Below are 26548 nucleotides of genomic sequence, written 5' to 3' on the forward strand. Positions count from 1 at the left end.
ACAAAAATATACAGATGAAATTTAATATTAAAAACATAATAGGAGCTGCAGCCTTCCTGATTTCTCAAGGGATGGCTGCTCAGTTTTATATAGGTGCCCAAGCAGGCATTGGGAATATTCAAAGCGATTTCAAAGGTACCGTGGCTGGTTATGAACTTGGTGGAGCAATAAAAGCGGGTTATATTTATTCTTTAAGCAATCATATCGGAATTGGGTCAGGTGTTGAGTTTTCTCAATACAAACAGGATGTTTTTTTAAGCAATTCCTCAGTCACACTAAGTAACTATGAAATTGATCCTTCAGGTTCCGCTTTTGTTTATGATGTTACTACGGCTAATTATAAGGAAAAGCAAACACTACATGCTATCCAAGTTCCACTTTTTTTGCAATATAAAACAAATATAAATAAAGGGATTGATTTTAATTTTAGAGCAGGAGCTAAATACTTTTTGCCTGTAAATTATAAAATAAAAGCAACAGCAAATAATGTAATTGGGACTGCATATTATCCAGACGTTAATTTGACTATTGATAATTTACCAGAATATGGTTTTGGAGTCAATAGTGATTATTCCGCTACTGGAGAATACCAAACTAAGGGCATTATAATGAGTATGTTTGAATTGGGTTTTACATTTGATATGGGAACAAAGAACGCATTATATGCAGCAATGTTTCTTGAAAACGGTTATGGTTCCATTCTCGACCAAGAAAAAGATGAATCTTATATAGGTTATAACCCAACATCTGTTGTAGATAGGAAAGCTAATGGATTGTATAGTACTGATAAAAATGCAAAAATTAAAGCTGTTGCCTTTGGAGTTACACTAGGATGGAATTTTAAATAAATCTAACTTTTTAAAATTATACAAAAGGTCTTGACTAATAGTTAAGGCCTTTTTTTATAGCTTTCTTTTCAAACAGTTTATGAGTACTAATTCTCCTTAAGTACTGTTTGTACAGATTTTAAAAAGTTGTTTTTTAATGAAAGGCGGAGGGGCAATTTGAATAGGAATCAGGTGCTCACTTTAAATTGTAATTTAAAAATCAATATCACTGGAATTTACATTCAGTAAAAGAAAGAGTCCCTAAAAAGTATTTCTTTAAATATTTAAAAAACGTATTAAATCCATTCCGAAGTTTGCTTATAGTTGTCTGGTAAATAAGTAAGGTATTGTACCATTCTGGGAGCAGAACCGTGATTGGGTGTGGCACAATGAGGTAATGCCTGGTGCCAAATAATGAAATCTCCAGCGTTTCCGATCACAGCAGTGGGCTTTAGTGTTTCAACAGCCACTTTTCTTGGATTTTCATTAGGCAACAACTCACTTAGCCAATTCTCAATATGGTGGTGAAATCCTGCAACACAATGAAATGCACCCTCTTTTTCCCCACAGTCCGTCAGATAAAGAAGTCCTTGTAGCCCAAAAGGGATAGGCAGTTTTAAACTTACATCCCAGTGAAGCGAACTTCCTAAGAACCGAAAATATTCATTTTCAGGAGGATTAAAACTTACCTTATCGATCGTTTTATAGATCTTTGTGGTGCCATAAAGTTGCTGATAGGCTTTTTGAATTCGCAATGATTGCCTGTTTTTATTCAGCGTGGGATGATTTGAAAAAGTGAGCATCAGACCTCTCTGTTCTTCGTTTTGTTTGTACCAAGTCTCTTTTTGGTTGGGATCCATCCCTAAAAATTCCCAAATGGCTTGTTGGGTTGCCTCACATTCTGATTTAGATATGGCATTTTTCACGACTACATACCCGTTTTTATCCCAAAAAGCTAGATCTTCCTCATAAAGAACATCTTCAGAGATAGTTTGCTCCGCTGTAGAAATATCTTTTTGATTTTTTACAATCCATTCTTTAAAAGAATCCAAACTGGGTTTCTCAAAATATAGATAACGAAGCGTATCTTCCATACTGATACCCAAGCGGTACAATGATTCAATTTCCTTATTCCAAGAGCAATTTTCACCAGAAACAGTTGTTTTTTCAGGGTGTAATGTTCGTTCCCAGAGTTTCTCAATATTGGTTGACGGCATAAGGCTGTGTTTAGATTGTTCTCAAAAAACAATAAAGAATAATAGTACGAATTATTTTTTAGTATTGAAAATTTTGGACATGCTAACTTAGCCGACACAATAAGTTAAGAATAAATCTTAATTTTAACTTATGAAAAAAGTCCGTAAAATTTATGATGCAAGTTTTAAAGAACAGGCAGTTCAACTGAGCTATGACAGAACCAATGTTTCAGAGCTTGCAAGAGAATTAGGTATAACACCCCCACAATTATATAAATGGCGCAAAGAATTTGAGACCTTTGGAGAAGGAAGTTTTCCTGGAAAAGGAAATTTAAAACAAACTCCAGAGCAAGCAAAAATTCACGAATTAGAGAAAAAGCTCAAAGATGCAGAGTTGGAACGCGATATATTAAAAAAAGCAATCGGCATTTTTTCCAAGAGCGGTCGATGAAATACTGTTTCATTAAAAAGAATGAAAAAATATTTCCGATTGAAAAAATGTGTCGTGTTTTAGAAATCAGTACAGGAAGTTTTTATCGCTGGAGAAGAGCAAATATAACAATTGCTCAAAAAAGGATAATTGCTTTAAAAGAACAGATAGAGAAAATTTATTTTGAGTCCAAACAACGCTATGGAAGTCCCAGAATAGCAATAGAACTCCAGTGTTTAGGATATCAAATATCCAGAATAACGGTAGCTAAGTGTTTTGACCCCTATAAAACAAGAGTAATATTCTAAATTTCGATTTTTAATTACGCGGTTAATTTTTTCATTATTATTAGATGTTTATCTAAGTTCCATTTCTCCATAGGAGTAATTCTTCCTAAGAGTCCGTGAAGTCGTTCATTGTTGTAAAACGACACAAATCTTTTCAATATCTGTTGGATCGCTCCAAAAGTGCGATAGTCGAATCTGGAAAATACTTCCTTCTTCAAGATGCCATGATAGGCTTCTATATGAGCATTTTCTTCAGGTGTTGCAACGTGTGTAAATTCTTGCTGCACACCTATTAAGCCTAAATACTCGCGGACACTTTTAGCTATAAATTGACTACCATTATCACTCCTAATAACTACACTTTCAGGATAATTATATTCGTCAAAGAGTGTCGAGAGTAAGTCTATAACATGATTTTGCTTTATATTGAAAGAAAAATAATCCTTTAAAATTCTTCGTGTATGAACATCAATTATAGATAGCAAATAAGCGTTTTTACCAACATTTGGTACCCACACCATTTTAATATCCATTTCTAAACATTGCAATGGTCTGGAAGTATAAACCTTCCTAAATTTCACAAACTTACGTCCAGAACCACTTCTATTAATTCTATTCTCGAGTTTTAAAAGACCTTCTTCTTTCATAATTCGGTATAGTTTTTTATGATTTATTAGGTAGCCATCTCTATTTAGATATTTGGTCATCAACCGATAACCACAATCTATAAATTCGTGTTTTAAAATATCTTTAATAGACTTTACAACAACTGATTGGCTTACAAAACCATTTTTTTGATGAAAGGTCGCTACCGTCGGATGATTACCTTTCTTTCCAAAACTACGTTGTCTATAATAGCTACTAGTAACGATACCTACCATCTTTATGATTTTAGCCTTGCTACACTTATGCTTTTCATAAATATAGTTCACTAAATCTTTCTTGGATCCGATGTCCCAAACTTTTTTTTTAAAAGCTCCCTTTGTACCTCTAATTCTATTTCTTTATTGCTTAGTAGCTTGCGTAGAATGCGATTTTCCTCTTCTGCCTCTTTTAGCTCTTTGCTCTTAGTGTCATAGGTAACTTTTAAGCCAGCCTCTCCTTTGTGCTCAAACTTCTTCTTCCAACTATATAAGCTTCCTGTACTTACGCCATACTTACGACAGGCCTCTACAATACCCATATCTTCTGAAGCAGTTATTATTTCTAGCTTCTGAGTTAAAGTCCATTTCTTGTATTTCATATCTCAAATATATAATTTTGAAATTTAAAATAACACTCCGAACTATTATGGGGCTAAACTACTAAGTATATGAAAGATCTTGGCTTAAAAAGCAAGCTCAGCAGGAAGTTTAAAGTAACAACAAACTCTAATCACAATTATCTAACGGTTGATAACATATTAAACAGAGAGTTCGTTGTCAATAAACCTTCAAAAGCTTGGGTTTCGGATATCACTTACATTCAAACCAAAGAAGGTTTTCTTTATTTGACAACCATTATGGATTTGTACGACCGAAAAATTATTGGCTGGAGCTTAAGTAACGGAATGAGCACTGAACAAACAAGTCTTGGTGCTTGGAAAATGGCAGTCAAAAACAGAAATATTGAGCAAGGTTTAATTTTTCACTCCGATAGAGGTGTTCAATATGCCAGCAAAAAGTTTGTAAATGTTCTTGATTCCTATAAAAAAATAACCCGTAGTATGAGCCGTAAAGGGAATTGTTGGGATAATGCAGTAGCCGAAAGCTTCTTTAAATCTATGAAAACCGAATTGATTTATGGAAATAAACTCATCTCTAAAGAACAAATGAAAATGGAAATTTTTGAATACATCGAGATTTGGTACAATCGAAAAAGAAGACATTCGGCTTTAAATTATAAAACAATAGAAGAATTTAATAATCAAATTAATTTCAAAAATGTGGCTTAACTTATTGTGCAGTTTTTGTTTGCATATCCATTTATTCTCTAAAGATATGTACTAGTTGGAATATATATATGAGTATGTAAATAAAAACTGGATATGCAAACAAAAACTGCACAATAAGTTAAGCCACATTTTTGTAATTAATTTGATTATTAAATTCTTCTATTGTTTTATAATTTAAGGCTGAATGTCTTCTTTTTCGATTGTACCAAACTACAATATATTCAAAGATTTGGATTTTCATTTGCTCTTTAGAGATGAGTTTATTTCCATAAATAAGTTCGTTTTTTATAGATTTAAAGAAGCTTTCTGCTACTGTATTGTCCCAACAATTTTCTTTACGGCTCATACTACGAGTTATCTTTTTATAGGAATCAAGAACATTCACAAACTTTTTGCGGGCATATTGAACAACCTCTATCGGAGTGAAAAATTAATCCTTGTTCAATATTTTTATTTTGACTGCCATTTTCCAAGTTCTAAGACTTGTTTGTTCAGTGCTCATTCCATCACTTAAACTCCAGTCAATAATTTTTCTGTCGTACAAATCCATAATAGTTGTCAAATATAGAAACCCTTCTTTGGTTTGAATATAAGTGATATCTGAAACCCAAGCTTTTGAAGGTTTACTGACAATGAATTCCCTATTTAGTACGTTATCAACAGTTAGATAATTATGATTTGAGTTTGTTGTTATTTTAAACTTCTTACTGAGTTTGCTTTTAAGACCAAGAGCTTTCATATATTTTGCTACCGTTCCCCTTGATATTTGATATCCTAAATTTTGAAGTTCTATTGCTATTCTAGGACTTCCATAGCGTTGTTTGGATTCAAAATAAACATTCTTAACCTGTTCTTTCAAAGCAATTACTCTTTGTTGAGCAATTGTAACACTTGCTCTTCTCCAGCGATAAAAACTCCCTGTACTGATTTCTAAAACACGGCACATTTTTTCAATCGGAAATATTTTTTCATTCTTTTTAATGAAACAGTATTTCATCGACCGCTCTTGGAAAAAATGCCGATTGCTTTTTTTAATATATCGCGTTCCAACTCTGCATCTTTGAGCTTTTTCTCTAATTCGTGAATTTTTGCTTGCTCTGGGGTTTGCTCTAAATTGCCTTTCCCAGGAAAACTTCCTTCTCCAAATGTTTCGTATTCCTTACGCCATTTGTACAATTGAGGCGCTGTTATACCCAATTCTCTAGCTAGTTCTGAAACATTAGTTCTGTCGCTTAGCTGTACTGCTTGCTCTTTAAAAGCAGAATCATAAATTTTACGGACTTTTTTCATAAGTTAAAATTAAGATATATTCTTAACTTATTGTGTAGGCTAAGTTAGCAACTTCAAATTCGAATAGGGTTTCATTTTCGGATGGAAGTCATAGATCGAAACTAGCATATTTTTTAGAATATGATCATATTCTAATTTTAATCCACAAATTAGATATCTATAGCATAAGTAAAATATTAAAACTTAGAATTCCTCAAATTTCAATTTACCATTTGGATCAATAAATATCCAGCTCATACTTCAAAACTGTCGGCTAAAAGTTTCAAATCTTCAAGAAAAAGATTCGAATTTTGTCCTATTTGGGTCACAAAAAAAAACCTTGTAAACATTTGATTTACAAGGGTTTTTAATTTAGTTGTCTTTTGCATTGATCCAAAATTCTACTCAAACATTTGCACTTCTATTGTTAAAATAGTTTAAGATTGACCCCTAATTAAATTAAGATTTAGCTCTTCACTTTCTGTAATGACTAAGTTAGAATGTCCAGATTTAAATTTAATAAAAGCACCACGGTTTTGATTTCTGTTGATGGACCGTTGGACAATAAGAATTGCGATTGTAATCATATTATTCAATTCATAAGCGGCGGAGTTTATTTGAAAATGCTGGATGATAGATTCTATTTCGCGTTGCCATTTTAGGAGCTGTTCTAAAACTTTTATTAAGTCGGCTTCATAGCGCACAATACCAACGTTTTTATGTATTAAGTGTTGTAGTTTTTCTTTAAATTGAATCAAGTAAGTCGAATTAATTTTGGTTTTATTAGTTAGCTTTAAATCAGCAATAGGAGATTTGGGTTTGTGGGATACAGTGGAATCGTTCGATAAGTAATGATAAATTTTATCCGAATAGACTAAGGCTTCTAACAGTGAATTAGACGCCAGCCTATTGGCGCCATGTAAACCAGTTTGGGAACATTCGCCGCAGGCAAATAGATTTTCTACGCTCGTTTTTCCATTTTTGTCTACTGCAATACCGCCACAAAGATAGTGTTGTGCAGGTATAACTGGAATCCAGTCTTTTGTAATGTTTATTCCAATGTCTATACAATGCTGATGAATCATTGGAAAATGTTTTATGAAAGCATTTATATCCAGATGGGTGCAATCAAGATAAATACAATTATCTCCTGTTTTTTTTAGTTCCAAATCGATACTTTGCGAAACAATATCTCGGGAAGCCAATTCTCCTCTCTCATCATAATTTAGCATAAAGCGTGAGCCTTTTTTGGTTCGTAAATAGGCACCAAAACCTCTTACTGCTTCCGAAATTAAAAACTTGGAACCCTGAGAATCATCATATAGAGCCGTAGGGTGAAATTGGATGAATTCCATATCCTTGATTGTAGCATTTGCTCTAAAAGCCATCGCGATCCCGTCTCCCGTGGCAATAATGGGATTGGTTGTATGTCCGTAAAGATGACCGATTCCGCCGGTGGCTAATAAGGTATAATCCGATTGAAAACAGAGGATTTCGTTTGTTTTTTGGTTTAATGCATAAGCACCTTGGCAACAGCCGTTTTGGATAATTAAGTCAAGGGCAAAATGATGATCTAAAATATGAATGTTCTTTTTTTTATGGACTTCTGATAGAATGGCGCGCTCAATTTCAAAGCCAGTTTGGTCTTTGTGATGTACAATCCTGTTATGTGAGTGGCCGCCTTCTTTACCTAAATCAAAATTTCCTTTGGAATTTCTGTCAAATTCGGCTCCCCATTCTATGAGTTCTTTTAGCCGTTTTGAACCTTCAGTAACTACCATTTCAACGACGGATTCATCACAAAGACCATCACCACATATCAGGGTATCTTGAATGTGTTTTTGACAAGAATCTTCGTCTTCATCAAGGACAATGGCGATGCCGCCTTGCGCATATTTGGTATTCGATTCGTCTTCAGTAGATTTTGTTATAATTGTAACTCGTTTATCGGGGAAACGATCCGCAATTTTTATGGCAAAGCTCAATCCCGCAACTCCTGACCCTATTATTAAATAATTACAGCTTGTCATTATTTTGATAGTTCGAGCATTCGTTCGATAGGAATTAATGCTTTGGTTCTGATATCTTCTCTAACATTGATTTCTGGTGATTCGTTGATCAGACAATCGTATAATTTTTGCAAAGTATTCATTTTCATATAGCCACATTCGCTACAGGCACAAGTATTATCTTCTTTTGCTGGTGCCGGAATCAATGTTTTATCAGGAACGAGTTGTTGCATTTTATGAAGGATTCCTACTTCGGTGGCAACAATAAATTGGTCGTTAGAGTTGGATTTTACATAATTAATCATTCCTGCCGTGGAGCCAATGTAGCTAGCCGTTTCCAGAATAGGAGTTTCTGATTCCGGATGCGCAATGATGGTCGCATTGGGGTGTAATTTGTGGACTTCTATGAGTTTATCTAGTGAAAAAGCCTCGTGCACGACACAGGAACCGTCCCATAGTACCATATTGCGACCTGTTTTGCTGATGATGTATTTTCCCAAATTTTTATCCGGAGCAAAAATAATTGGAACATCTTTCGGGATTGATTCCACAATTTTGACAGCATTAGAAGAAGTACAAACAATATCACTCAAGGCCTTAATCTCTGCAGAACAATTCACATAGGTAATGACAATGTGATTAGGATGTTTGGCAACGAAATCTTTAAACAAATCCGGCGGACAGGATTCGGCCAAGGAGCATCCAGCTTTCAAATCGGGGAGAATTACTTTCTTGTCTGGGTTCAAAATCTTTGCCGTTTCGGCCATAAAATGTACACCAGCAAAAACGATAATGTCAGCCTCAACATTCATAGCTTCTTGCGACAAACCCAGGCTATCCCCAACATAATCAGCTACATCTTGAATAGCAGCCTCTTGGTAATAATGCGCCAGAATGACCGCCTTCTTTTCTTTTTTAAGTTCTATTATTTGCTCTTTGAGATTTTTCATTTCTCTTATCGATTTAATTTTATTTCCAAAGTTTTCAAGGAATTAAAAGTATCGCAATAAAGTTTCAGAGTCTATGACAATTATCAGGTTTTCAAGGTTTTTTGTAGATGCTTGTATTGTGGTGCTAATAAATTAAATAATCGATTAGAATCAGTATACAAGGGATTCGTTATTTTTGTTAAAAATATTTATAAATAGTTTAATTGTAGGTTATTAGTAATAAATTAGTTGAAAGATTTAGCCTCTTTTTAGCTTGTGTTTTAAGGTATTAATACCTCAAGAAAGTATCCCCTGATTTAATTCCCATTGCTAATTCCTCGAGATTAGTATTTTCTAGCATCGTGGCGAGGCTGTTTCTGATTTCTTTGAATCTATCATGAACAGGACAGGGATGCGTTTCTGAACAATGACTCAATCCCAGACCACAACCTGTAAACACCCGGTCTCCGTCAATTGCAGAGACTATTTGTATTAGTTTGATTTGGCTCATCATTTTTTTAGGAATTTCAAAGCCACCACCCACGCCTTTGATCGAATGGATAATATTATTTCTGGAAAGTATCTGTAAAATTTTGGCTGTAAAAGCTTCGGGAGAATCTATTTTTTCGGCTATGTCTTTTAACCCCACACGATTATCTTGATAAGATTGGGAGGCTATAAAAATAGTGGCGCGTATGCCGTATTCACAGGTTTTGGAAAACATATTCAGTTTTTTACAAATTTATTGAAATTAGTTTCAATTTGATGAGAAATCGCTTTTTGTTTCAATCATTGACCGCAAATTTCACGTGTTTGTTACTATAAATACTAATGACTAACTGTAAAAGTCCTAGAGGTAGAAAAATACTGGCAAATAAAAGATTTTGATGGTAAAAAGGAAATTCTCCAAGTCCAAAGTAAAGATAAATGCCTTGAAGGAATAAAAGAGATTCCGTAAGGACAAATCCCAACAAAAATAGTTTTATTCCCCACTTTGTTAGTACTTTTTTTGGGTTTAAAAAATTGTTTTTCAAAGCAATACCAAATAAAAACCCGCTGATAATTCCTAACATGGTTAAATGAATATAGCCAATGACAAAATTGCGAATTTGATGCGAAACCTGATCCAATCCCGGCAGTAAAGCGATCAGTTGAATCCCAACTTTTAGCCCCAATGAAAATAAGGCGAAACCGTAAATTATTTTTTCAATTCTTTTTAAGGTCGAAAAGAAAATGGGAATTTTAGGTTTAATGATTTTTATAAATACCCCAAAAGCGCCCAATTGCAATGTCACTCCCAAGGCATTAATCCAATAAAAAACCGGATTGTCTAGATACCAGCTGACCGGTAGAGCCAAAGTAAGAATTGTTGATACAATTAATAAAATATAGAATAATTGGAATTGTTTTTCGTCAATTTTGGCTTTAAGTTGATTGAAGAACAAGGCTAAAACGGCAAATAAAAACCAGCCGTTAAATTGAAAATGCAAGAAAAATTGAATCGCAATTTGATAAAAAGCACTTGCTTTTCCAAGTAAACCCACCGCAGGTCCTAGACACCAAACCCCCACCGTGGATACTACCATAAAGACCAAAGCCGCTCGCAATAGTTTTTTTTCAGACAAGGAGGATGGTTGTGCATCTTTCCATATTTGCCTGCAAAAAATATAGCTACAAAAAATATGTAAAGTAGAAAAAGCAATCGAAAATAAAGCATAACCTTCAACAGGAAAGCGAAACATCATGCCTATGACACTGAATTGAGTAACCCAAAACAGGCGGTTGTAAACAGCTTTTTGTTGTGCTTCTTTGGTTAAAAAAAAGTGAACGATTAGACTGTACAACATCAAATAGACCCAGCCGAGCATGGCTACATGCGAATGTCCATGTAACAAAAACTGAAAATTGATCCATTCGACAGGAGTAACATACATCAGACGGAGCAACAATCCCATCACAGAGGCAATGAAAAAATTAACAAAACAAGTTACCAACCAATGCTGCTTCATAGTTAATTTCTAAAATGTTTTTTTAGTTATCTAGGAACTTTTTTTATTTAAAATACAAAGTGTATTGTTCTAAATAGGAGGCGATTTCCTGTTGCATAGGCTTTTTATTAGCCTCTTCAATAGCGTTGATTTTATGTTTCAACGGAAGCAAATAATTGTGTAATTGATCGTGGGCTTCTCCCGTCATGGTACATTTTTTAAAGATTATGGTGAATTCGACGTTTAACTTTTCTTTTAAAACTGCAGCACTTTCTCCCTGATTGGAAGCCAAAATTAGTGTATTTAAGGCTTTAATTCCACTAGTTGTTTCTGGATTAGCTTCCCATGGCTGGCCGTTGTTTAGGCTCACTTTTTGGGGCGTTTGGGTTTCTGTGGCAACTTTTTCAGTACTCGCTGAGTTTGTTTTTTGCTCCTCTTTTTTTTGACAAGCTATAAAAGTAATGGACAAAAGGACTACTGTTAACGCATTTATTTTTTTCATCTTAGTGTTGTTTTTATATCCAAAAAGGATCGTTTTCGTTTTCTGTAAAAGTTACGCGGGTATGAATGCTGTTAATTTTAGACAGCTGTTCAGCTGTTGCTATTTGCTGAATTTCGGCAAATAAAATGCGTTCCTCAAAACGAATATGGTTTTGTAATTCTTTTTCAATTTGCAGCAAATATATTTCTAAAACTGTTTTTTGCTCAAATAAATAGCGCAAATTTTTATGTTCGGACAAGGCTTGTTGTACAAGCTCATTTTTTGAATCTAAAACAGGAAAAATGTATTTTTCTTCCAATTCAAAATGTGGTTTCAGATGATTTTCATAAAACCAATCGGTATATTTTTTAATACGTTCGTGTGGTACTTTTTTTGAAAACCCAGTTCTAATTTTCCAGCACAACTGTAACCCATGATGATGATCGTGGCTCAAAGGCTGTAGTTCAGGAACTCTTTTTAAAGGTTTTTTTTCTGTCATTTTTATAAAATTTAGAAACCGCCAAAGCGGATAAATGTTCCAAAAACAAGCATCAACACACCAATTATAGTAACAGCGATGATGTGAAAAGTCATCTCTGGTAATTTATTCGGGTCGTTTTTAAGCTTGGGTAATACTCGAAATTGCGCGCTTAATGCGAAAGCTACTGTAAGTAATAATAAAAGCAGTTTTGTAGAAATTACTTTCTCTATAGGACTGTCAAAATGAAACCAATATTCAATGCTGACATTGTATTTATAAGCCATTAAAATACCTGAAATTACCAGTAGAATCAAAGCAGTCATACCTATAGCTTCATACTTTTTTTCGTAATTCAAAATTATAGTTTGATCTTTGAATTTAAGGGCTTGAGGCAAATAAGCAATTACTAGCAACAAATGACCGCCTACCCAAAGAGCGGCACATAAAAGGTGAATAATGAGTAATAAATGATGATTCATATTTGTTTTTTGATACTTGAAAGATAGTCTTTCTCTTTAAATTAGCCTCTAAAATGTACTTTAATTCCTTCTGTTGAAAGCGTCAATCGTTCTAATTCCCTATTGGAATAGTGTAATTTCTCTAATGTAGGTACTCCGTTTACAAAAAATTGTAGGTAATAATTACCTGTATAATTGCTCTTTTCTAAATAGGCAATCATCATTCGAACTTCTTTTTCAGCCATTAAATCCGAATGCACTGTGGTACGAACTTCAAACGGAATTCCACTTTCAATCAATAAATGCAGGGATTTTTCAAAGGGTAAAAAAAAACTGGACCGGGTTATTTTCTCAAATTGAGAAGGCATGGCCTTAAAGTCCAAAGCGAGGTAATCAATCAGCTTTTTTTCGATCAGTTCTTTTAAAACAGTTGGTTTAGAACCATTAGTATCAATTTTTACCAAGAAACCCATTTTTTTGACAGCAACAATCAGTTCGATTATGTTTTGATGCAACAGACATTCGCCTCCGCTGAAGACAACAGCATCTAATAAATTTTTGCGGGAGCGCAAGAAATCAAGCGCTTTTTCGAAAGAAAGTGTCCCCTTGCCAAGAACAATTTCGGGATTATAACAATACAAACACCGCATATTACAGCCCGCAAACCAAAGAATACAGGCGGATTGATGCGGATAATCCAACAAAGTAAAAGGCGTTATGCTGTAGATGGGCTTAGTTGCATTTTCCTTCATTGAAGTGGGTGCGTTGTTTGTGTTCGCCTTTCTTTCCAATATTAAAACTTTCTACTGGTCTGTGATAGCCCATCACGCGGGTGTACACGAGGCATTTGGTGCGTAATTCTTGATTTTGAGCTAAAATTTGGTTGGTTGTTAGTTTCATTTTTATGGCTTTTTAATTATGTTTTTTTTTAAAACTCGATAAATTTTGCTTTCTCCGCGATTATTATTTCATCACATTTTGGACAATATTCATGCTCTCCATTCAAATAACCATGAATTGGACAAACACTAAATACGGGAGTAACGGTAATATAAGGCAATTTGAAATTTGAAATTACTTTCTTTACAAACTGTTTGCAAGCTTCGGGCGAACTGATTTTCTCACTCATGTACAAGTGTAAAACTGTTCCGCCGGTGTATTTGCATTGCAATTGGTCTTGTAAAAATAGTGCTTCAAAAGGGTCTTCGGTATGGTCTACCGGGATCTGTGAACTGTTTGTATAATAGATATTTTCTTGTTGTCCGGCTTGAATGATATTTGGAAAACGCTTTTTGTCTTCTTTAGCAAATCGATATGTAGTTCCTTCGGCGGGGGTGGCTTCCAGATTGTAGAGGTTTCCGGTTTCCTCCTGAAATTCCTTCATTCGGTTGCGAATATGATCCAACACTTCGGAAGCAAATTCAATTCCCGATGTAGAGCTAATTGCATCTTGTTTTTCTGTGAAATTGACAATCATTTCATTCATACCGTTGACGCCAATGGTCGAAAAGTGATTCCTGAAATGTTGTAGGTATCTTTTGGTGTACGGATACAAACCACGATCATAAAGCTCCTGAATAAACACTCTTTTTTTCTCTAAAGTCGATTTAGAAAGAAATAATAATTTATCCAGTTGTTGGAATAATTCGGATTTGTTTCCTTTGAATAAATAGCCCAAACGAGCCATATTAAGGGTTACTACACCGATGCTTCCCGTCATTTCGGCACTGCCAAAGAGACCGTTTCCTCGTTTTAATAATTCGCGTAAATCGAGTTGCAATCTACAGCACATAGAACGTACCGCATTAGGCTTGTAAGCTTCAGGATTTTCAATTTTATTGCCGTTTTGATCTAAATTGTATTGGCTTCCTATAAAATTTTGGAAATAAGAAGAGCCTATTTTGGCGGTATTTTCAAAAAGTATATCAGTGTTTTCTCCGTTCCAATCAAATTCTTCGGTAATATTTACCGTTGGAATAGGGAAGGTAAAGGGCTGCCCGCTGGCATCGCCTTCGGTCATTACGGTATAAAATGCCTTATTGATTAGGTTCATTTCTTTTTGGAAATGTTCATAACGCAAATCGGTCAGCTTTTTTATGCCGCGCTCTTTGGCTCTGTCCAAAATATTTTTACTGTTAATATTTTCGAAGAGGTGATGATCGTTTTTCGTAGGAATTTGAGTTTTCAAATCTTCGGGAACCACCCAGTCCAATGTGATATTGGTAAAAGGCGATTGGCCCCAGCGTGCTGGAACATTCAAATTATAAACAAAACTGCGTATGGCTTTCACGACATCATCAAAGGACAAATTATCTTTAAAAACATAGGGCGCTAAATAGGTATCGAAGGAACTGAAGGCTTGCGCACCTGCCCATTCACTTTGTAAAATACCAAGAAAATTAGCCATTTGTCCCAAAGCTTCCCTGAAATGAGAAGGGGCTTTGCTTTCTACACGACCGCGAACGCCGTTGAAACCTTCGTTCAATAAAACGCGTAAACTCCAGCCCGCACAATAGCCCGTCAAGCAATCGAGATCATGGATGTGAATGTCGCCATTGCGATGGGCATAAGCCTCTTCTTTGGTATAGACTTTATCCAACCAATAATTGGCAATGAGTTTTCCTGCTGCATTGTTTACCAAACCTGCATTAGAGTAGGAAGTATTCGCATTGGCATTGATTCGCCAATCCGTTTGTTGAATGTATTCTTCTATAGTTTGGCTGCTGTCAACGTAAGTGGTGTCTTCATTCAATCCGTTCACATGTTCGCGTTGCAATTTTCGAGTGTGACGAAAAAGCATGAAGGAACGCATGACTTCAAAATACTGTTTTTCGAAAAGTTTTTTTTCGATTAGATCTTGAATTTCTTCCACGGCCCAGATTTCTTTAAATTGCAATCCAGCCAAAATAGTTTCAAAAACACTTTCATCAAATGCTATGTTGACGCTATTGAAACTTTTTTCGAGCGCATCTTGTATTTTAAAAGGTTCAAAAGGTTTGTATTCGCTGTTTCTTTTGATAACATATTTTTCCATAGCATTTGATGATTTTGATTTAGATGAATGTTTTTTCCTATTCTTGTCTGGAGAATTTTTTCTCTAGTGCAGCTGCTTTGGGAAATAAAATATTGTTTTCCAGATGAATGTGTTTGTGCAAATCCTGTTCAAATTCTTGCAGCATAGCAAAAGTCACTTGGTAGGTATTGCAACCATCGGCCGGCGGTGTATAATTGTTGGTTAATGTTGCAATTTTCACAAAACGATCGCCTTCGGCTTCATGTTCATGTTTCATCATGGCAATCGGGTTTTCTACTGATCCAAAATGCGCTTGTTCAATAAGTTCGTCAGTAATAGTTGCTTTTACCATTTTTTTGATGAAAGGAAACAAGATCAATTCTTCTTTTTTCATGTGTTGAGCTAATTCTCCAGCACAACCTTTGAATAATTCGTTTATTTCAAACAATTCAGGATGTACAGCACCGTGTACGTTGCATAATTTGTCTAAAAAAGGAAGCAAAACTTGGGTTTTTTCTTCCACATAACGATGGTGGGTTTTCTCAATATAATCGACCAACAAATCCAATGGCCAAGATTCAAAATCAATCGAATTTTCATTTTTACTTGCCAGAACACTATTGATTTCATCCAGAATCAGATGGCTGTCCAGGTTTTTGTTTTCGCAGGCCTCTTCTATAGTTCGGTTTCCCTTGCAGCAAAAATCGATTTTGTATTTTGAGAAAATGGCTGCCGTTCTAAAATCTTTTGCGACATATTGTCCTATAGTTGTTTGCTCTAAAGTTTCCATATTTATTATTTTTTATATTAATTATTGTTTTACAAAATTAGCTATTATTTTTAATAAAAGATAAATTTATCCGATATTAAATTTTAAACAATTTATTTTCATAAAATAATAGAGGTCAGTGTTGTATGTTTTATTTTTTTGTCTATTTTCTATTTTTTAATATTGAATAAAAATTATAACCAAATATGATTTAAATCATGTTTTAAAGATTTTTTATATAGTTATTTTGTCCGAAACAAATAAAGGATATTTTTGTCCTTTATTGAAAAACCAAATTTATTAATTAATTAAAACTGATAACTATGCTTTCAAAATCACAAGCTAGAGCATTTTTTTTGGGAGGAACATTGGTCACCTTTTTAATCTTCATAGGATTGACTATTTATTCCTTTATGCCCAGAAACGATCAAACCAATTACAAAGAAATTACCAAGGAGGTAGTCAGGGGAAAAGAACTTTGGGAATCCAATAATTGCATGGGATGTCACAGCATTATGGGCGAAGGCGGTTATTATGCACCTGAACTGACAAAAGTGCTGGAACGCCGAGGCGAAGGCTATGTAAAAGCAGTTTTGATGTCTCCGGTGCCTTGGGCTCCAAAGGGGCGAAAAATGGTCGCTTATAAAATGAATGAGGCCGATGCCAATGCGATGGTCGCTTATTTTAAATGGATTGGTAAACTGGACTTGAACGGATTCGACAGAGTCGTTTCACCATTAGCACAAGAAAATAATTAATACAAATAGATATGAATTCGCCACTTAAAACAAGTTTGTTGAAAACAAACACCATTAAAAAAAGGCGATATTATATTTGACCGATAACAAATAAAATTTACAAATATGAAATATAAATCACAAAAAGTTGCCTATTGGTTTTTTGGCTTGTGTATGTTGCTGTTTTCGTTACAGATCGTATATGGCTTTATTATGGGTTTTGACCGAATAGGAATACAAGGATTACACGAGATTATTCCTTTTAATGTGGCAAGAGCCGTACATACTAATTTGTTAGTAGTGTGGTTGTTAACGGGTTTTATGGGTGCCGCTTATTATATTATTCCTGAAGAAGCCCAACATGAATTGATTAGTGTAAAATGGGCTTATGTCCAGTTGATATCCCTGGCTGTTGTAGGTGTTATTGCCATTGTTGGCTTTCACTTTAACCACTGGGAAGGAAGAAAATTCCTTGAGATTCCTAGAGAATTAGACTTTTTAGTCGTTATCAATGTGTTGCTTTTCTTGTTCCTGATCATAGGAACACTTTATAAAGGAAAACAGAAAACAACTACCGCAATAGTATTGGTAATGGGATTGTTCTTTGCTGCTCTACTTTATATCCCCGGAATGATTTGGTTTGATAGCCAAGTAATGGATTCATTTTTCCGTTGGTGGGTGGTTCACCTATGGGTTGAAGGCGTTTGGGAATTGATCATGGGAGGTATTTTATCTTTCTTATTAATCAAATTAACTGGTGTAGATAGAGAGGTTATCGAAAAATGGTTGTACGTGATTGTAGGTCTTACTTTCCTTTCGGGAGTTCTTGGAACAGGGCATCATTACTATTATATTGGAGTCAATAAAATTTGGTTAATCGTTGGCGGAATATTCTCTGCATTAGAACCTTTGGCTTTCTTAGCAATGGCGTTATTTGCTGTGAATATGTACCGAAAAGGCGAGAAAAGTCATCCAAACAAAATAGCTTTATTCTGGACCATTGGTGCGTCTATCGTTTCTTTTGTCGGAGCTGGATTGTTAGGTTTTGCGCACACATTACCACAAACGAATCTTTATACTCACGGAACATTAGTTACAGCCATGCATGGTCATTATGCCTTTTGGGGTGCTTATGCGATGATTGTTTTGGCAATTATCAGTTATGCGCTTCCTAACCTGACCGGACGTAAACGCTATAATAGCACCCAAGGAAATATGGCTTTCTGGTTATCCAATATAGGGATGCTTGGAATGACAGTTGCTTTTGGAGTAGCCGGAGTAGTTCAGGTATACATGGAACGTAAGCTGAAAATGGATTTCATGGATGTTCAAAACGAGATCAGTATTCACTTTGTAGTCTTACTAATTTGTGCGACCATGTTTACCACGGGAATTGCACTTTTTATATATGATTTTGTGAAGTATGGTAGACCTACTGATGAAGCTTTGGAAGGACAACAAAACGGAAATCTTTCTTCTTCTGAAATAAAAATAGGTCGCAATCCTGCCTTAAAACAGAATGCTGCTATTTCTGAAAAAATAAATTAGTTCACTTCAATACTTTATTATTGCTAACAAAACTCATTCCTATTGAATACAGCACTTGAAACCGTATGTAAACAGTAGAATGGGTTTTGTTTTTAAAAACAAAATTATGTCAGCAAAAATTCCATATTACCAAGCTGTAGGTAAAGAAAAAGAAGTCTTTGAACATGCCTATAAAAATAAAATCCCTTTTTTGCTAAAAGGGCCTACAGGAACCGGGAAATCTCGTTTCATAGAACACATGGCTCATGTATTGGATAAAAAAATCATTACGATTAGTTGCCACGAAGAAACTTCTTCGACTGATTTAATTGGTCGTTTTATTATCAAAGGAGCCGAAACGGTGTGGCTTGACGGACCGTTAACTACAGCTGTAAAAGAAGGTTCTATTATTTATTTGGATGAGGTAGCCGAAGCACGTCCCGATGTGATTGTGGCCATTCACTCCTTGACGGATCACAGACGCGAACTTTTCATCGATAAATTGGGCGAAACTGTAAAAGCGCACGAAGATTTTATGTTAGTCGCTTCTTTCAATCCGGGTTATCAAAGAGGATTTAAAGAACTGAAACCTTCCACAAGACAACGATTCATTGCCGTTTCATTTGAATACCCAGAGTCGAAAATTGAAACAGAAATATTGGTAAATGAAACCCAAGTGGAACAGGATGTGGCCAAGAAACTGGTAGCCATCGGGAATAAAATCAGAAACTTAACCGAATTAGGCTTGACCGAAACCGTTTCTACCCGTTTGTTAGTGGATGCCGCCAAAATTATTCAAAGCGGACTCCCCAAAAGATTATCGGTACACGTTGCCGTTGTAGAACCCTTAACAGACGATTTGCAAACGACACAAGCCTTAAAAGATTTGTGCGATTTGATGATATAGAAAAGAGTGGACAGTAATCAGTTTTTAGTGGTCAGTCAAATTGACTCCTAACAATAACTGAAGATTAAGTATTGACTCCTCCGAACAATAATCACTGAATACTAAAAAAATGGGATTTGAATTAGACGAATATTTAGTTGGAAAGTTTTTCAAGCAATTGAAAAAAAGCAGAAAAATTGACCCCGAAATTATAGCAAGAACCGTTATTTTAAATGATATTAAACCCCGTTTGACGATTTTGGCGCGGGCATTAACAGGGAATCCAATTGATATTTTCCCTGCCGAAAGAGAAGGCGGTTATAAAAATAATAATTTTTTTCTTCCGGTTTCATTCTCCGAATTAGCTACAACCGAGGAGAATCTGACTTTTTATCTTTTCCGAGTTTTGTATCTCAGCATTCAAAAACGCTTGGATTTCAACTGGAAACCCACAGAGAGAGAGCAAACCTTGGAACTTTCGCAACAAAAAGCATTGGAAACCTCCGAAGAAATTCTGTCTGTTTTATTCGAAGAATTTTCTTTTGATACTGATTTTCATTCAAAAGTGAGAGATCATTTTGCTGAAAAAGCAACCGATAAAATCCCTGCTGATTATTCCTGGTTGTACGGAAAATGGATGCAGAACGAAATCGAACTGAATAGCGATAAAAAGTTGGAAAATTTTTCGGATAAAACCAAAAAAGGAAGCGAGCTGCAACCGACAACTACACTAAAAGCAACAGCAGTAGAAGAAGTAATTACGGTTGAGCTGGACAAAAAACAACAGGAAGATTATGTGATGTTGCATAATTTTGAAAAAGTAGAAACGGCCGAAGAGTTCAATGGGGTTTGGCGCGATTTTGATGGTTCAGACGAACTGGAAGAACATCAGGATGCACTGGAGGAACTCAGTATGAAATTCACCGTTCGAGTGGATGATACTGCGCATTCCGTCTATCAGGCGGATTTTATAGAAAACACCACCATTTCAGAAAGTGCCGAAGTGGATGATAAAGGTTTTCACTTGATGTATGACGAATGGGATTTTGACAAACGTCAGTACAAAGATAATTTCTGTAAGGTGTATCCCAAATCACAACTAAAATCGGATAGCGGGTATTACCAAAGAACCATTAAAAAAAATGCTTCTACATTAATAGGCTTGCGCAAAATGTTGACGAGCGTCAACAACAAAATGCAACAGCAAAAACGACAAACCCAAGGCGAAGAATTTGATATCGATGCTATCACGGATTTGTATGTGGATGTACATTCCAAACGAACTCCTTCCGAAAAAATATACATTTCGAATCGGAAAAAAGAGAAAGATTTGTCCATTCTCCTTCTTCTAGATATTAGCCTTTCCAGCGACGGTTATGCCGCAGGAAACAGAGTGATTGATGTAGAAAAGGAAGTATCGATACTTTTTGGAGAAATGTTGAACGAATTCAATATTGATTTCTCGATTGACAGTTTTTATTCGAAAACCCGTAATTATTCGACTTATTTGACGGTCAAAGATTTTGATGAAAAATGGAATGTGGCCAAACACAAAATTGGCGCTATAGAACCCAACGGTTACACCCGAATCGGGGCTGCCTTGCGACATGCCGGCGCACGACTCGACAAAAGAAGTACTAAAAACAAATGGGTCATCTTAATTTCTGACGGAAAACCCAATGACTACGATAAATACGAAGGAAAGTACGGTATCAATGACGTAAAACAAGCGCTTCGGGAACTCAATAACAGAAATATCAATTCGTATGCGTTGGCCATTGAAGCGCAGGCCAAATATTATTTGCCTCAAATGTTCGGACAAAATCACTATCAGATTCTGACAACTCCTGTTGAGTTGTTGCAATCCTTGGTGAAATTGTACGAGAAAATTAAACACCAAAAATAAGTAACGCGATGAACGAAACATCAAACTCCATCACACTTCCCGAAGGACATCCCGTACAGGTTTACTTTCAGGAGAATGACATAATACATCGGCTTTTAGAAGAAATAACCGCTGTTGATTCGTATGAAGAATTTCAGAAATATACCAATATTTTTAATCAACTTCATACCATTGAGAAACGTTTTGCCCGAAAAGAAAATCAGCTTTTTCCTTTTTTGGAGAAAAAAGGTTGGCTAGGACCTTCTCAAGGAATGTGGTCTTTTCACGATAATCTTCGGGAACAATTTCGAATGTTGCGAACCAACATGGATAATAAGGATTTCAATAGCATTAAAACCAATACGCCTTATTTAGTCAATGGAATTTCCCGATTATTGGAGGTCGAAGAAACGGTTTTGTTTCCCAATGCTTTGGAGCTTTTGGCGGAAAAAGATTGGATTGAAATGCGTAAAGGCGAAGAAGAAATAGGTTGGATGTTAGCCCAACCACCAGCTCCTTTTCCTAGTGTGGCTTATGTGCATCCGAGTGAAGATTTTACCATTCGAGAAATGCCTTTCTCATTAGAAAACACTTCGCATTATGACGAAGGGCACATGACAGTGGAACAGGTAAATTTATTGTTCAGAACCATGCCTTTGGACCTTACTTATGTGGATGAAAACGATAAAGTTATTTTTTACAATAGGGGAGAAGAACGCGTGTTTCCTAGAAGTGCGGGAATCATTGGTCGAGAAGTAAAATTTTGCCATCCACCCAAAAGTGTTGGAACGGTCTTGAAAATTTTGGAAGAATTTAGAAAAGGAACTAAAAGCGAATCTTCATTTTGGATTAATTACAAAGAGCGACTGATCTACATTCGTTATTTCGCGGTTAGGGATGCCAATTTGAATTACAAAGGCGTTATCGAAATGTCTCAGGATATCACCGATATCAAGAAAATTGAAGGTGAAAAACGATTGCTGGATTGGGAATAATATCTAATTATAACGACCATTTTTTTTGACCTCCTCTTCGCTTCAATCAGATTCCAACTAATAAAAAGTAGAGAGGAGGTTTTTTGAAAATTTGGTAAACAAAATGAATACTTATATGAATACACTAAAAATCGATTACAAGAACATCTATTATCCACCTGGAGGGATTTTGATGTGGATTATTATTTTCCTGGAACTGATTACTTTCGGAATGGCATTGGTTGCTTTTGTTTATTATGGACAGCAAGAACCTCAAGTGTTTCACCAATCTCGTATGCAGCTTAACACCACCATAGGAGCCATTAATACTGTTTTTCTATTGACAAGTGGTTTTTTTATGGCCATTGCTGTGCAACAATTTAAAGAAAGAAATAGAAACAAATCTTCCTTTTATTTTAAACTGACGATGCTTGGCGGACTATTGTTTTTGGTTCTAAAAAGTGTTGAATATTACCATAAAATTGAATCCGGAATTTCATTAGAAACCAATATGTTTTTCAGTTTTTATTGGATGTTAACCGCTTTTCATCTTATTCATGTCGTCATGGGATTGGTTATTTTGATGTGGACAAATTACGGAATGACAAAGAAAAATTCAGATACTACTATTGAAGATATTGAAGCTTGTGCGGCTTTCTGGCACATGTGTGATTTGATTTGGCTGTTGTTATTTCCAATTCTCTATTTAATTTTTTAACTAATGAAAAAGTCTTTATTATATACCTACGGCGTACTTATTCTTTTAACCTTAACTACTGCTTTTGTTTCAAATTCAATTACGGTTTCAGCTTTTGCCGTCAGTATAATCATGGGTATATCGGCTCTTAAATTTATTTTAGTTGCCTTTCAATTTATGGAATTGAAAAAAGCGAATTCCTTTTGGAGAATCACTCTCGGGCTTGTTTTAGGATTGATAATTTTAGTAGTGGTAACAATAATCTGAAAATCATAATAAAAAGTTAAGAAACATGATTTTTATCATGTTAAAGGATGTTTTTGTCCTTTATCTTTACACTATATAAAACCAATATATAAATCTAAAAAGTTTAGGATTATGTTTAAAAATGAAACAAAAATAAAAAATATCGCACTTGCAATGTTTGTTGCGATAGGGTTGTTTTCTTGTGGTAAAAAAGAAGAAAATGAGGCTAAACATTATGAAAATGTAAAAGTTGAAGGCCAGCAAGTTGCCGAGCTTACGGCACCTCCTTTTGTACCAAAACCAGTTGGCAATCGTGCAGCAACCAAATTGGTTGTGCATATGGAAATAAAAGAACAGGAAGGAGAAATGGTAGATGGGGTAAAATATACTTACTGGACCTTTGGCGGATCTGTTCCTGGAAGTTTTATCAGAACCAGAGTGGGGGATGAGGTTGAATTTCATTTAAAAAACCATCCGGACAATAAAATGCCTCACAACATTGATTTGCATGCGGTAACCGGTCCCGGAGGAGGAGCAACCTCCTCTTTAGTAGCACCGGGGCATGAAAAAGTGTTCAATTTTAAAACCTTAAATCCAGGTTTGTATGTTTACCATTGTGCTACTGCTCCGGTGGGAATGCACATTGCGAACGGGATGTACGGATTAATATTGGTAGAACCGGAAGGAGGTTTACCGCCAGTTGATAAAGAATACTACGTTATGCAAGGTGATTTTTATACCAAAGGGAGTTATGGAGAGCAAGGGTCTCAACCTTTTGATATGAATAAAGCGATTAAAGAACAAGCTGATTATGTGGTTTTCAATGGAAAAGTTGGAGCAGTTACTGGAGAAAAATCCCTTACTGCCAAAGTAGGCGAGACAGTTCGTATTTATATGGGAAATGGTGGTCCAAACTTGGTTTCCTCTTTCCATGTAATTGGAGAAATATTTGACAAGGTACACATTGAAGGTGGAGATATGATCAACAAAAATGTTCAAACGACTTTGATCCCTGCCGGTGGTTCAGCGATAGTAGAGTTTAAAGTGGATGTTCCAGGAACTTTTATTTTAGTAGATCACTCGATATTCAGAGCGTTCAATAAAGGAGCACTTGGAATGCTAAAAGTAGAAGGGGATGAGAATAAAAAAATACATTCTGGAACCATTCAAGAAGGAATTTATTTGCCTGAAGGCGGAACAATACAAAATATGCCAAAAGTGAATGGTGTTGCCAAAAGTACTGCTCCAAAAACTCTTGGAGAGCAAATTAAATCAGGAAAAGCATTGTATGGAAGGACTTGTTTTGCTTGTCACCAGTCAGAAGGACAGGGGGTGCCAAATGCTTTTCCTCCATTGGCCAAGTCTGATTACTTGAATGCTAATATTGACAGAGCAATTAATGCCGTATTGCATGGATTGAGCGGAGAAGTAACTGTAAATGGCAAAAAATACAATAATGTTATGACCAGTCAGAATTTGACCGATGACGAAATAGCAGATGTTTTAACCTATGTTTATAACAGCTGGGGGAATAATAAGACAGTAGTAACGCCAGCCAAAGTAAAAGCACTTAGAGCAAAACCAGTGGTTAAGACTAAAGATATTCATGAATAAAAAGAATAATAATTTAAAAACTATAATAAAATGAAAAAGTATATTTTTTGCATCGCAATGATGGGATTGGCTTTTCAAGGATACAGCCAAAATACCACCAAAGGGAAAGGGGTTTATGATAAAGTATGTGTAGCCTGTCATCAGGCGGCAGGACAAGGAATTCCGGGAGCTTTTCCTCCTTTGGCTAAATCAGATTATTTGAATAAAGATGTGAATCGAGCTATCAAAGGAGTGGTTAAGGGATTGTCTGGACCAATAACTGTAAATGGTAAAAAATACAGTGGAGCCATGCCCGCACAAGCCTTAAATGATCAGCAAATTGCTGATGCGATGACTTATGTTTACGGAAGTTGGGGTAATAACAAAACAGTGGTTACGCCAGCAATGGTAAAAGCCCAAAGAAAGTAATACTATATAATTAAAAGGAGTTCGCCATGTTAAAAACTAAAATAGCCGTATTTTTATTATTGTTATTAATAGCAACATCGCTACAGGCGCAACAAACTCCAATGGTTTCTATAAAAAGGGGGGCTTATATCCCCCTTTATGGAACCACGGATAAAAAACCGGTAGAGATTTTGGCTTTTAATATGGATGTTTACCCCGTTACCAATGCACAATATCTTGCTTTTGTCCAAAAGTATCCGGAATACAGTCGCTCTAAAATGAAAGGAATATTTGCTGATAAGAGTTATTTGTCACAATGGCAGAGTGATTTTAATTATGGAAAAAACAATTTGAGTAACGCACCAGTGACCAATGTTTCTTGGTTTGCTGCCAAAAAATATTGCGAATGCCAAGGAAAACGTTTACCCAAGATGGACGAATGGGAATACGTGGCCATGGCCGATGAAAAACGAATAGATGCGCGTAGCAAAGAAGATTTTAATAAATATATCATGTCTTGGTATGAAAAGCCCAAAACCGATACGAATCCTGTAGGGCAGACCTTCAAAAATTATTGGGGGGTTTATGACATGCATGGACTCGTTTGGGAATGGACGGCCGATTTCAATAGTATTTTTCTTTCCGGTGAATCCAGAAAAGATAAGGACACTGATAAGAATCTCTTTTGCGGAAGCGGATCGGTGAATGCAACCGATCTAATGAATTATGCTGCCTTTATGCGTTATGCTTTCCGAGGAAGTCTTAAAGCCAGATACACTACAAAAAACCTTGGTTTTAGATGTGCTACTGATAAAATACCACAACCCAAATCAATTCAAAAATCAAAGAAATGAAACCTATAATTCAAAAATACCAGAAATCAGCAATTAAGAATAGTGTAAGTAGAAAACTGTTTTTAGGTTTTATGCTACTCCTGTTGTCCTTACAGGGCTGTATTAAAAAATCAGAGTCAGATCTAAAAGAGAAAGTAATTTCTGATTTATCTATTTACAATCTTCCTTCCAAATGGACTAATCAAAATGGTGAGAATTTAGAAATGAAAGATTTGAAAGGCCAAGTATTAGTCATGGTAATGATTTACACTTCCTGTAAAGCAGCCTGTCCTAGATTAGTGGCCGATATGCGAAATATTGAACAGCGCTTACCAGAAAATATCAAAGACAAAGTCAAACTGGTTTTAGTGAGTATAGACCCAAAAGTGGATACTCCAACACGATTGAAAGCTTTTTCGATTGAAAATAAAATGGAGGGAAATCAATGGCTTTTCCTGCGTTCAACCGAAGAAAATACAAGAGAATTTGCCGCAGTTTTGGCGGTCAATTATAAAAAAATAGCTCCTTTGGATTTCTCGCATTCCAATATCATAAGCGTTTTTAATTCCGACGGTGAATTGACTTATCAGCAGGAAGGTTTGGGAGTAAATTCAGATCAAACAATAGAGAAAATCACTGAAGAAGCGGAGAAAACAAACTAGGTTAATGGAGAAATTACTCTAATTTAAAGC

29 protein-coding genes and 3 pseudogenes are annotated in these 26548 nt (G+C 35.5%); 15 read left to right on the forward strand and 17 right to left on the reverse strand.

What is annotated here, in order from left to right; genetic code table 11:
• Window positions 1–14: 14 nt before the first annotated feature.
• Complete coding sequence (locus LNP19_RS09850) at window positions 15–848, forward strand: outer membrane beta-barrel protein (protein WP_230061759.1); 834 nt, start codon at window positions 15–17, stop codon at window positions 846–848.
• A 275-nt stretch (window positions 849–1123) separates the two neighbouring features.
• On the opposite strand, the gene LNP19_RS09855 is transcribed toward LNP19_RS09850, so the two are convergent.
• Window positions 1124–2044: a phytanoyl-CoA dioxygenase family protein gene (locus LNP19_RS09855; protein ID WP_230061760.1), complete on the reverse strand. Its 921-nt coding sequence runs from the start codon at window positions 2042–2044 to the stop codon at window positions 1124–1126.
• A gap of 130 nt (window positions 2045–2174) precedes the next feature.
• Here LNP19_RS09855 and LNP19_RS09860 point away from each other — a divergent pair, with 130 nt between their 5' ends.
• Window positions 2175–2474, forward strand: coding sequence for a transposase (locus LNP19_RS09860; RefSeq protein WP_230061761.1), 300 nt, complete (start codon window positions 2175–2177; stop codon window positions 2472–2474).
• A complete protein-coding gene (locus LNP19_RS09865) occupies window positions 2471–2761 on the forward strand; it encodes an IS3 family transposase (RefSeq protein WP_230061762.1) in 291 nt (96 codons plus the stop codon). Before LNP19_RS09860 ends, LNP19_RS09865 begins: the two co-directional genes overlap by 4 nt.
• Before the next feature lie 14 nt (window positions 2762–2775).
• Here LNP19_RS09865 and LNP19_RS09870 read toward each other — a convergent pair whose 3' ends face one another.
• Window positions 2776–3672 (reverse strand): IS3 family transposase, encoded by an 897-nt coding sequence (locus LNP19_RS09870; protein ID WP_230061763.1) that lies wholly within the window; start codon window positions 3670–3672, stop codon window positions 2776–2778.
• On the reverse strand, window positions 3672–3983 hold the full coding sequence (locus LNP19_RS09875) for a transposase (protein WP_230061764.1): 312 nt from the start codon (window positions 3981–3983) through the stop codon (window positions 3672–3674). The genes LNP19_RS09870 and LNP19_RS09875 overlap by 1 nt, the downstream gene beginning before the upstream one ends.
• Before the next feature lie 66 nt (window positions 3984–4049).
• Here LNP19_RS09875 and LNP19_RS09880 point away from each other — a divergent pair.
• Window positions 4050–4673, forward strand: a pseudogene (locus LNP19_RS09880) (IS3 family transposase); the annotation flags it as partial.
• A 118-nt stretch (window positions 4674–4791) separates the two neighbouring features.
• Here the strand turns inward: LNP19_RS09880 and LNP19_RS09885 are convergent.
• The 14 genes and pseudogenes from LNP19_RS09885 to ric all read right to left on the reverse strand — a co-directional run bounded on the left by LNP19_RS09885 (window position 4792) and on the right by ric (window position 16091).
• On the reverse strand, window positions 4792–5019 hold the full coding sequence (locus LNP19_RS09885) for an IS3 family transposase (protein ID WP_230061766.1): 228 nt from the start codon (window positions 5017–5019) through the stop codon (window positions 4792–4794).
• Between the two features lie 84 nt (window positions 5020–5103).
• Complete coding sequence (locus tag LNP19_RS09890) at window positions 5104–5829, reverse strand: IS3 family transposase (protein WP_346432225.1); 726 nt, start codon at window positions 5827–5829, stop codon at window positions 5104–5106.
• Window positions 5796–5963 (reverse strand): annotated as a pseudogene (locus tag LNP19_RS09895) (transposase); the annotation flags it as partial. The pseudogene LNP19_RS09895 and the gene LNP19_RS09890, both read right to left, overlap by 34 nt.
• Window positions 5964–6379: 416 nt before the next feature.
• On the reverse strand, window positions 6380–7972 hold the full coding sequence (nadB, locus tag LNP19_RS09900; protein ID WP_230061767.1) for an L-aspartate oxidase: 1593 nt from the start codon (window positions 7970–7972) through the stop codon (window positions 6380–6382).
• A complete protein-coding gene (nadA, locus tag LNP19_RS09905) occupies window positions 7972–8901 on the reverse strand; it encodes a quinolinate synthase NadA (protein WP_230061768.1) in 930 nt (309 codons plus the stop codon). The genes nadB and nadA overlap by 1 nt, the downstream gene beginning before the upstream one ends.
• A gap of 268 nt (window positions 8902–9169) precedes the next feature.
• On the reverse strand, window positions 9170–9604 hold the full coding sequence (locus tag LNP19_RS09910; protein ID WP_230061769.1) for an RrF2 family transcriptional regulator: 435 nt from the start codon (window positions 9602–9604) through the stop codon (window positions 9170–9172).
• A 61-nt stretch (window positions 9605–9665) separates the two neighbouring features.
• Window positions 9666–10889, reverse strand: a complete 1224-nt coding sequence (locus LNP19_RS09915) for a hypothetical protein (RefSeq protein WP_230061770.1) — start codon at window positions 10887–10889, stop codon at window positions 9666–9668.
• Window positions 10890–10932: 43 nt separating this feature from the next.
• The gene (locus tag LNP19_RS09920; RefSeq protein WP_230061771.1) at window positions 10933–11370 is read right to left on the reverse strand and encodes a hypothetical protein; all 438 of its coding nucleotides are present in this window, start codon (window positions 11368–11370) and stop codon (window positions 10933–10935) included.
• A gap of 13 nt (window positions 11371–11383) precedes the next feature.
• Window positions 11384–11848 (reverse strand): hemerythrin domain-containing protein, encoded by a 465-nt coding sequence (locus LNP19_RS09925; RefSeq protein ID WP_230061772.1) that lies wholly within the window; start codon window positions 11846–11848, stop codon window positions 11384–11386.
• A gap of 11 nt (window positions 11849–11859) precedes the next feature.
• Window positions 11860–12309 carry a CopD family protein gene (locus LNP19_RS09930; RefSeq protein WP_230061773.1) on the reverse strand — a complete coding sequence of 150 codons (450 nt, stop codon included), beginning with the start codon at window positions 12307–12309 and terminating at the stop codon, window positions 11860–11862.
• A gap of 41 nt (window positions 12310–12350) precedes the next feature.
• Entirely contained in the window at window positions 12351–13040 is a 690-nt protein-coding gene (locus LNP19_RS09935) for an anaerobic ribonucleoside-triphosphate reductase activating protein (RefSeq protein WP_230061774.1), read from the reverse strand.
• Window positions 13021–13188: an anaerobic ribonucleoside-triphosphate reductase gene (nrdD, locus tag LNP19_RS15405; RefSeq protein ID WP_255665520.1), complete on the reverse strand. Its 168-nt coding sequence runs from the start codon at window positions 13186–13188 to the stop codon at window positions 13021–13023. The genes LNP19_RS09935 and nrdD overlap by 20 nt, the downstream gene beginning before the upstream one ends.
• Window positions 13189–13216: 28 nt before the next feature.
• A complete protein-coding gene (locus LNP19_RS09940; protein WP_255665523.1) occupies window positions 13217–15322 on the reverse strand; it encodes a ribonucleoside triphosphate reductase in 2106 nt (701 codons plus the stop codon).
• Between the two features lie 37 nt (window positions 15323–15359).
• Window positions 15360–16091, reverse strand: coding sequence for an iron-sulfur cluster repair di-iron protein (ric, locus tag LNP19_RS09945; RefSeq protein ID WP_230061775.1), 732 nt, complete (start codon window positions 16089–16091; stop codon window positions 15360–15362).
• 302 nt (window positions 16092–16393) lie between these two features.
• Here ric and LNP19_RS09950 point away from each other — a divergent pair, with 302 nt between their 5' ends.
• The 11 genes and pseudogenes from LNP19_RS09950 (at window position 16394) to LNP19_RS10000 (ending at window position 26518) form a co-directional block, all read left to right on the forward strand.
• Window positions 16394–16828: a c-type cytochrome gene (locus tag LNP19_RS09950; RefSeq protein ID WP_230061776.1), complete on the forward strand. Its 435-nt coding sequence runs from the start codon at window positions 16394–16396 to the stop codon at window positions 16826–16828.
• 105 nt (window positions 16829–16933) lie between these two features.
• Window positions 16934–18355, forward strand: a complete 1422-nt coding sequence (locus tag LNP19_RS09955; protein ID WP_230061777.1) for a cbb3-type cytochrome c oxidase subunit I — start codon at window positions 16934–16936, stop codon at window positions 18353–18355.
• Between the two features lie 106 nt (window positions 18356–18461).
• Window positions 18462–19241, forward strand: coding sequence for a CbbQ/NirQ/NorQ/GpvN family protein (locus LNP19_RS09960; protein ID WP_230061778.1), 780 nt, complete (start codon window positions 18462–18464; stop codon window positions 19239–19241).
• A gap of 109 nt (window positions 19242–19350) precedes the next feature.
• Window positions 19351–21126, forward strand: coding sequence for a nitric oxide reductase activation protein NorD (locus tag LNP19_RS09965; protein WP_230061779.1), 1776 nt, complete (start codon window positions 19351–19353; stop codon window positions 21124–21126).
• A gap of 8 nt (window positions 21127–21134) precedes the next feature.
• The gene (locus tag LNP19_RS09970) at window positions 21135–22100 is read left to right on the forward strand and encodes a DUF438 domain-containing protein (RefSeq protein ID WP_230061780.1); all 966 of its coding nucleotides are present in this window, start codon (window positions 21135–21137) and stop codon (window positions 22098–22100) included.
• 115 nt (window positions 22101–22215) lie between these two features.
• On the forward strand, window positions 22216–22797 hold the full coding sequence (locus LNP19_RS09975) for a cytochrome c oxidase subunit 3 (protein WP_230061781.1): 582 nt from the start codon (window positions 22216–22218) through the stop codon (window positions 22795–22797).
• 3 nt (window positions 22798–22800) lie between these two features.
• On the forward strand, window positions 22801–23043 hold the full coding sequence (locus tag LNP19_RS09980) for a cytochrome C oxidase subunit IV family protein (RefSeq protein WP_230061782.1): 243 nt from the start codon (window positions 22801–22803) through the stop codon (window positions 23041–23043).
• Between the two features lie 111 nt (window positions 23044–23154).
• Window positions 23155–24636 (forward strand): copper-containing nitrite reductase, encoded by a 1482-nt coding sequence (nirK, locus tag LNP19_RS09985; RefSeq protein ID WP_230061783.1) that lies wholly within the window; start codon window positions 23155–23157, stop codon window positions 24634–24636.
• An 84-nt stretch (window positions 24637–24720) separates the two neighbouring features.
• A pseudogene (locus LNP19_RS09990) lies at window positions 24721–25044 on the forward strand (c-type cytochrome); the annotation flags it as partial.
• 26 nt (window positions 25045–25070) lie between these two features.
• Window positions 25071–25877, forward strand: a complete 807-nt coding sequence (locus LNP19_RS09995; protein ID WP_230061784.1) for a formylglycine-generating enzyme family protein — start codon at window positions 25071–25073, stop codon at window positions 25875–25877.
• Window positions 25874–26518 (forward strand): SCO family protein, encoded by a 645-nt coding sequence (locus LNP19_RS10000; RefSeq protein WP_230061785.1) that lies wholly within the window; start codon window positions 25874–25876, stop codon window positions 26516–26518. Before LNP19_RS09995 ends, LNP19_RS10000 begins: the two co-directional genes overlap by 4 nt.
• Window positions 26519–26548: the final 30 nt, after the last annotated feature.

It is taken from the genome of Flavobacterium acetivorans (assembly GCF_020911885.1).
Classification (GTDB): Bacteria; Bacteroidota; Bacteroidia; order Flavobacteriales; family Flavobacteriaceae; genus Flavobacterium; species Flavobacterium acetivorans.

Excerpts from the sequence above, each read along its gene's own strand:
- LNP19_RS09850 (WP_230061759.1), top strand. The coding sequence starts at position 15 with ATGAAATTTAATATTAAAAACATAATAGGAGCTGCAGCCTTCCTGATT.
- LNP19_RS09855 (WP_230061760.1), bottom strand. The coding sequence starts at position 2,044 with ATGCCGTCAACCAATATTGAGAAACTCTGGGAACGAACATTACACCCT.
- LNP19_RS09860 (WP_230061761.1), top strand. The coding sequence starts at position 2,175 with ATGAAAAAAGTCCGTAAAATTTATGATGCAAGTTTTAAAGAACAGGCA.
- LNP19_RS09865 (WP_230061762.1), top strand. The coding sequence starts at position 2,471 with ATGAAATACTGTTTCATTAAAAAGAATGAAAAAATATTTCCGATTGAA.
- LNP19_RS09875 (WP_230061764.1), bottom strand. The coding sequence starts at position 3,983 with ATGAAATACAAGAAATGGACTTTAACTCAGAAGCTAGAAATAATAACT.
- LNP19_RS09885 (WP_230061766.1), bottom strand. The coding sequence starts at position 5,019 with ATGAGCCGTAAAGAAAATTGTTGGGACAATACAGTAGCAGAAAGCTTC.
- nadB (WP_230061767.1), bottom strand. The coding sequence starts at position 7,972 with ATGACAAGCTGTAATTATTTAATAATAGGGTCAGGAGTTGCGGGATTG.
- nadA (WP_230061768.1), bottom strand. The coding sequence starts at position 8,901 with ATGAAAAATCTCAAAGAGCAAATAATAGAACTTAAAAAAGAAAAGAAG.
- LNP19_RS09910 (WP_230061769.1), bottom strand. The coding sequence starts at position 9,604 with ATGTTTTCCAAAACCTGTGAATACGGCATACGCGCCACTATTTTTATA.
- LNP19_RS09915 (WP_230061770.1), bottom strand. The coding sequence starts at position 10,889 with ATGAAGCAGCATTGGTTGGTAACTTGTTTTGTTAATTTTTTCATTGCC.
- LNP19_RS09920 (WP_230061771.1), bottom strand. The coding sequence starts at position 11,370 with ATGAAAAAAATAAATGCGTTAACAGTAGTCCTTTTGTCCATTACTTTT.
- LNP19_RS09925 (WP_230061772.1), bottom strand. The coding sequence starts at position 11,848 with ATGACAGAAAAAAAACCTTTAAAAAGAGTTCCTGAACTACAGCCTTTG.
- LNP19_RS09930 (WP_230061773.1), bottom strand. The coding sequence starts at position 12,309 with ATGAATCATCATTTATTACTCATTATTCACCTTTTATGTGCCGCTCTT.
- LNP19_RS09935 (WP_230061774.1), bottom strand. The coding sequence starts at position 13,040 with ATGAAGGAAAATGCAACTAAGCCCATCTACAGCATAACGCCTTTTACT.
- nrdD (WP_255665520.1), bottom strand. The coding sequence starts at position 13,188 with ATGAAACTAACAACCAACCAAATTTTAGCTCAAAATCAAGAATTACGC.
- LNP19_RS09940 (WP_255665523.1), bottom strand. The coding sequence starts at position 15,322 with ATGGAAAAATATGTTATCAAAAGAAACAGCGAATACAAACCTTTTGAA.
- ric (WP_230061775.1), bottom strand. The coding sequence starts at position 16,091 with ATGGAAACTTTAGAGCAAACAACTATAGGACAATATGTCGCAAAAGAT.
- LNP19_RS09950 (WP_230061776.1), top strand. The coding sequence starts at position 16,394 with ATGCTTTCAAAATCACAAGCTAGAGCATTTTTTTTGGGAGGAACATTG.
- LNP19_RS09955 (WP_230061777.1), top strand. The coding sequence starts at position 16,934 with ATGAAATATAAATCACAAAAAGTTGCCTATTGGTTTTTTGGCTTGTGT.
- LNP19_RS09960 (WP_230061778.1), top strand. The coding sequence starts at position 18,462 with ATGTCAGCAAAAATTCCATATTACCAAGCTGTAGGTAAAGAAAAAGAA.
- LNP19_RS09965 (WP_230061779.1), top strand. The coding sequence starts at position 19,351 with ATGGGATTTGAATTAGACGAATATTTAGTTGGAAAGTTTTTCAAGCAA.
- LNP19_RS09970 (WP_230061780.1), top strand. The coding sequence starts at position 21,135 with ATGAACGAAACATCAAACTCCATCACACTTCCCGAAGGACATCCCGTA.
- LNP19_RS09975 (WP_230061781.1), top strand. The coding sequence starts at position 22,216 with ATGAATACACTAAAAATCGATTACAAGAACATCTATTATCCACCTGGA.
- LNP19_RS09980 (WP_230061782.1), top strand. The coding sequence starts at position 22,801 with ATGAAAAAGTCTTTATTATATACCTACGGCGTACTTATTCTTTTAACC.
- nirK (WP_230061783.1), top strand. The coding sequence starts at position 23,155 with ATGTTTAAAAATGAAACAAAAATAAAAAATATCGCACTTGCAATGTTT.
- LNP19_RS09995 (WP_230061784.1), top strand. The coding sequence starts at position 25,071 with ATGTTAAAAACTAAAATAGCCGTATTTTTATTATTGTTATTAATAGCA.
- LNP19_RS10000 (WP_230061785.1), top strand. The coding sequence starts at position 25,874 with ATGAAACCTATAATTCAAAAATACCAGAAATCAGCAATTAAGAATAGT.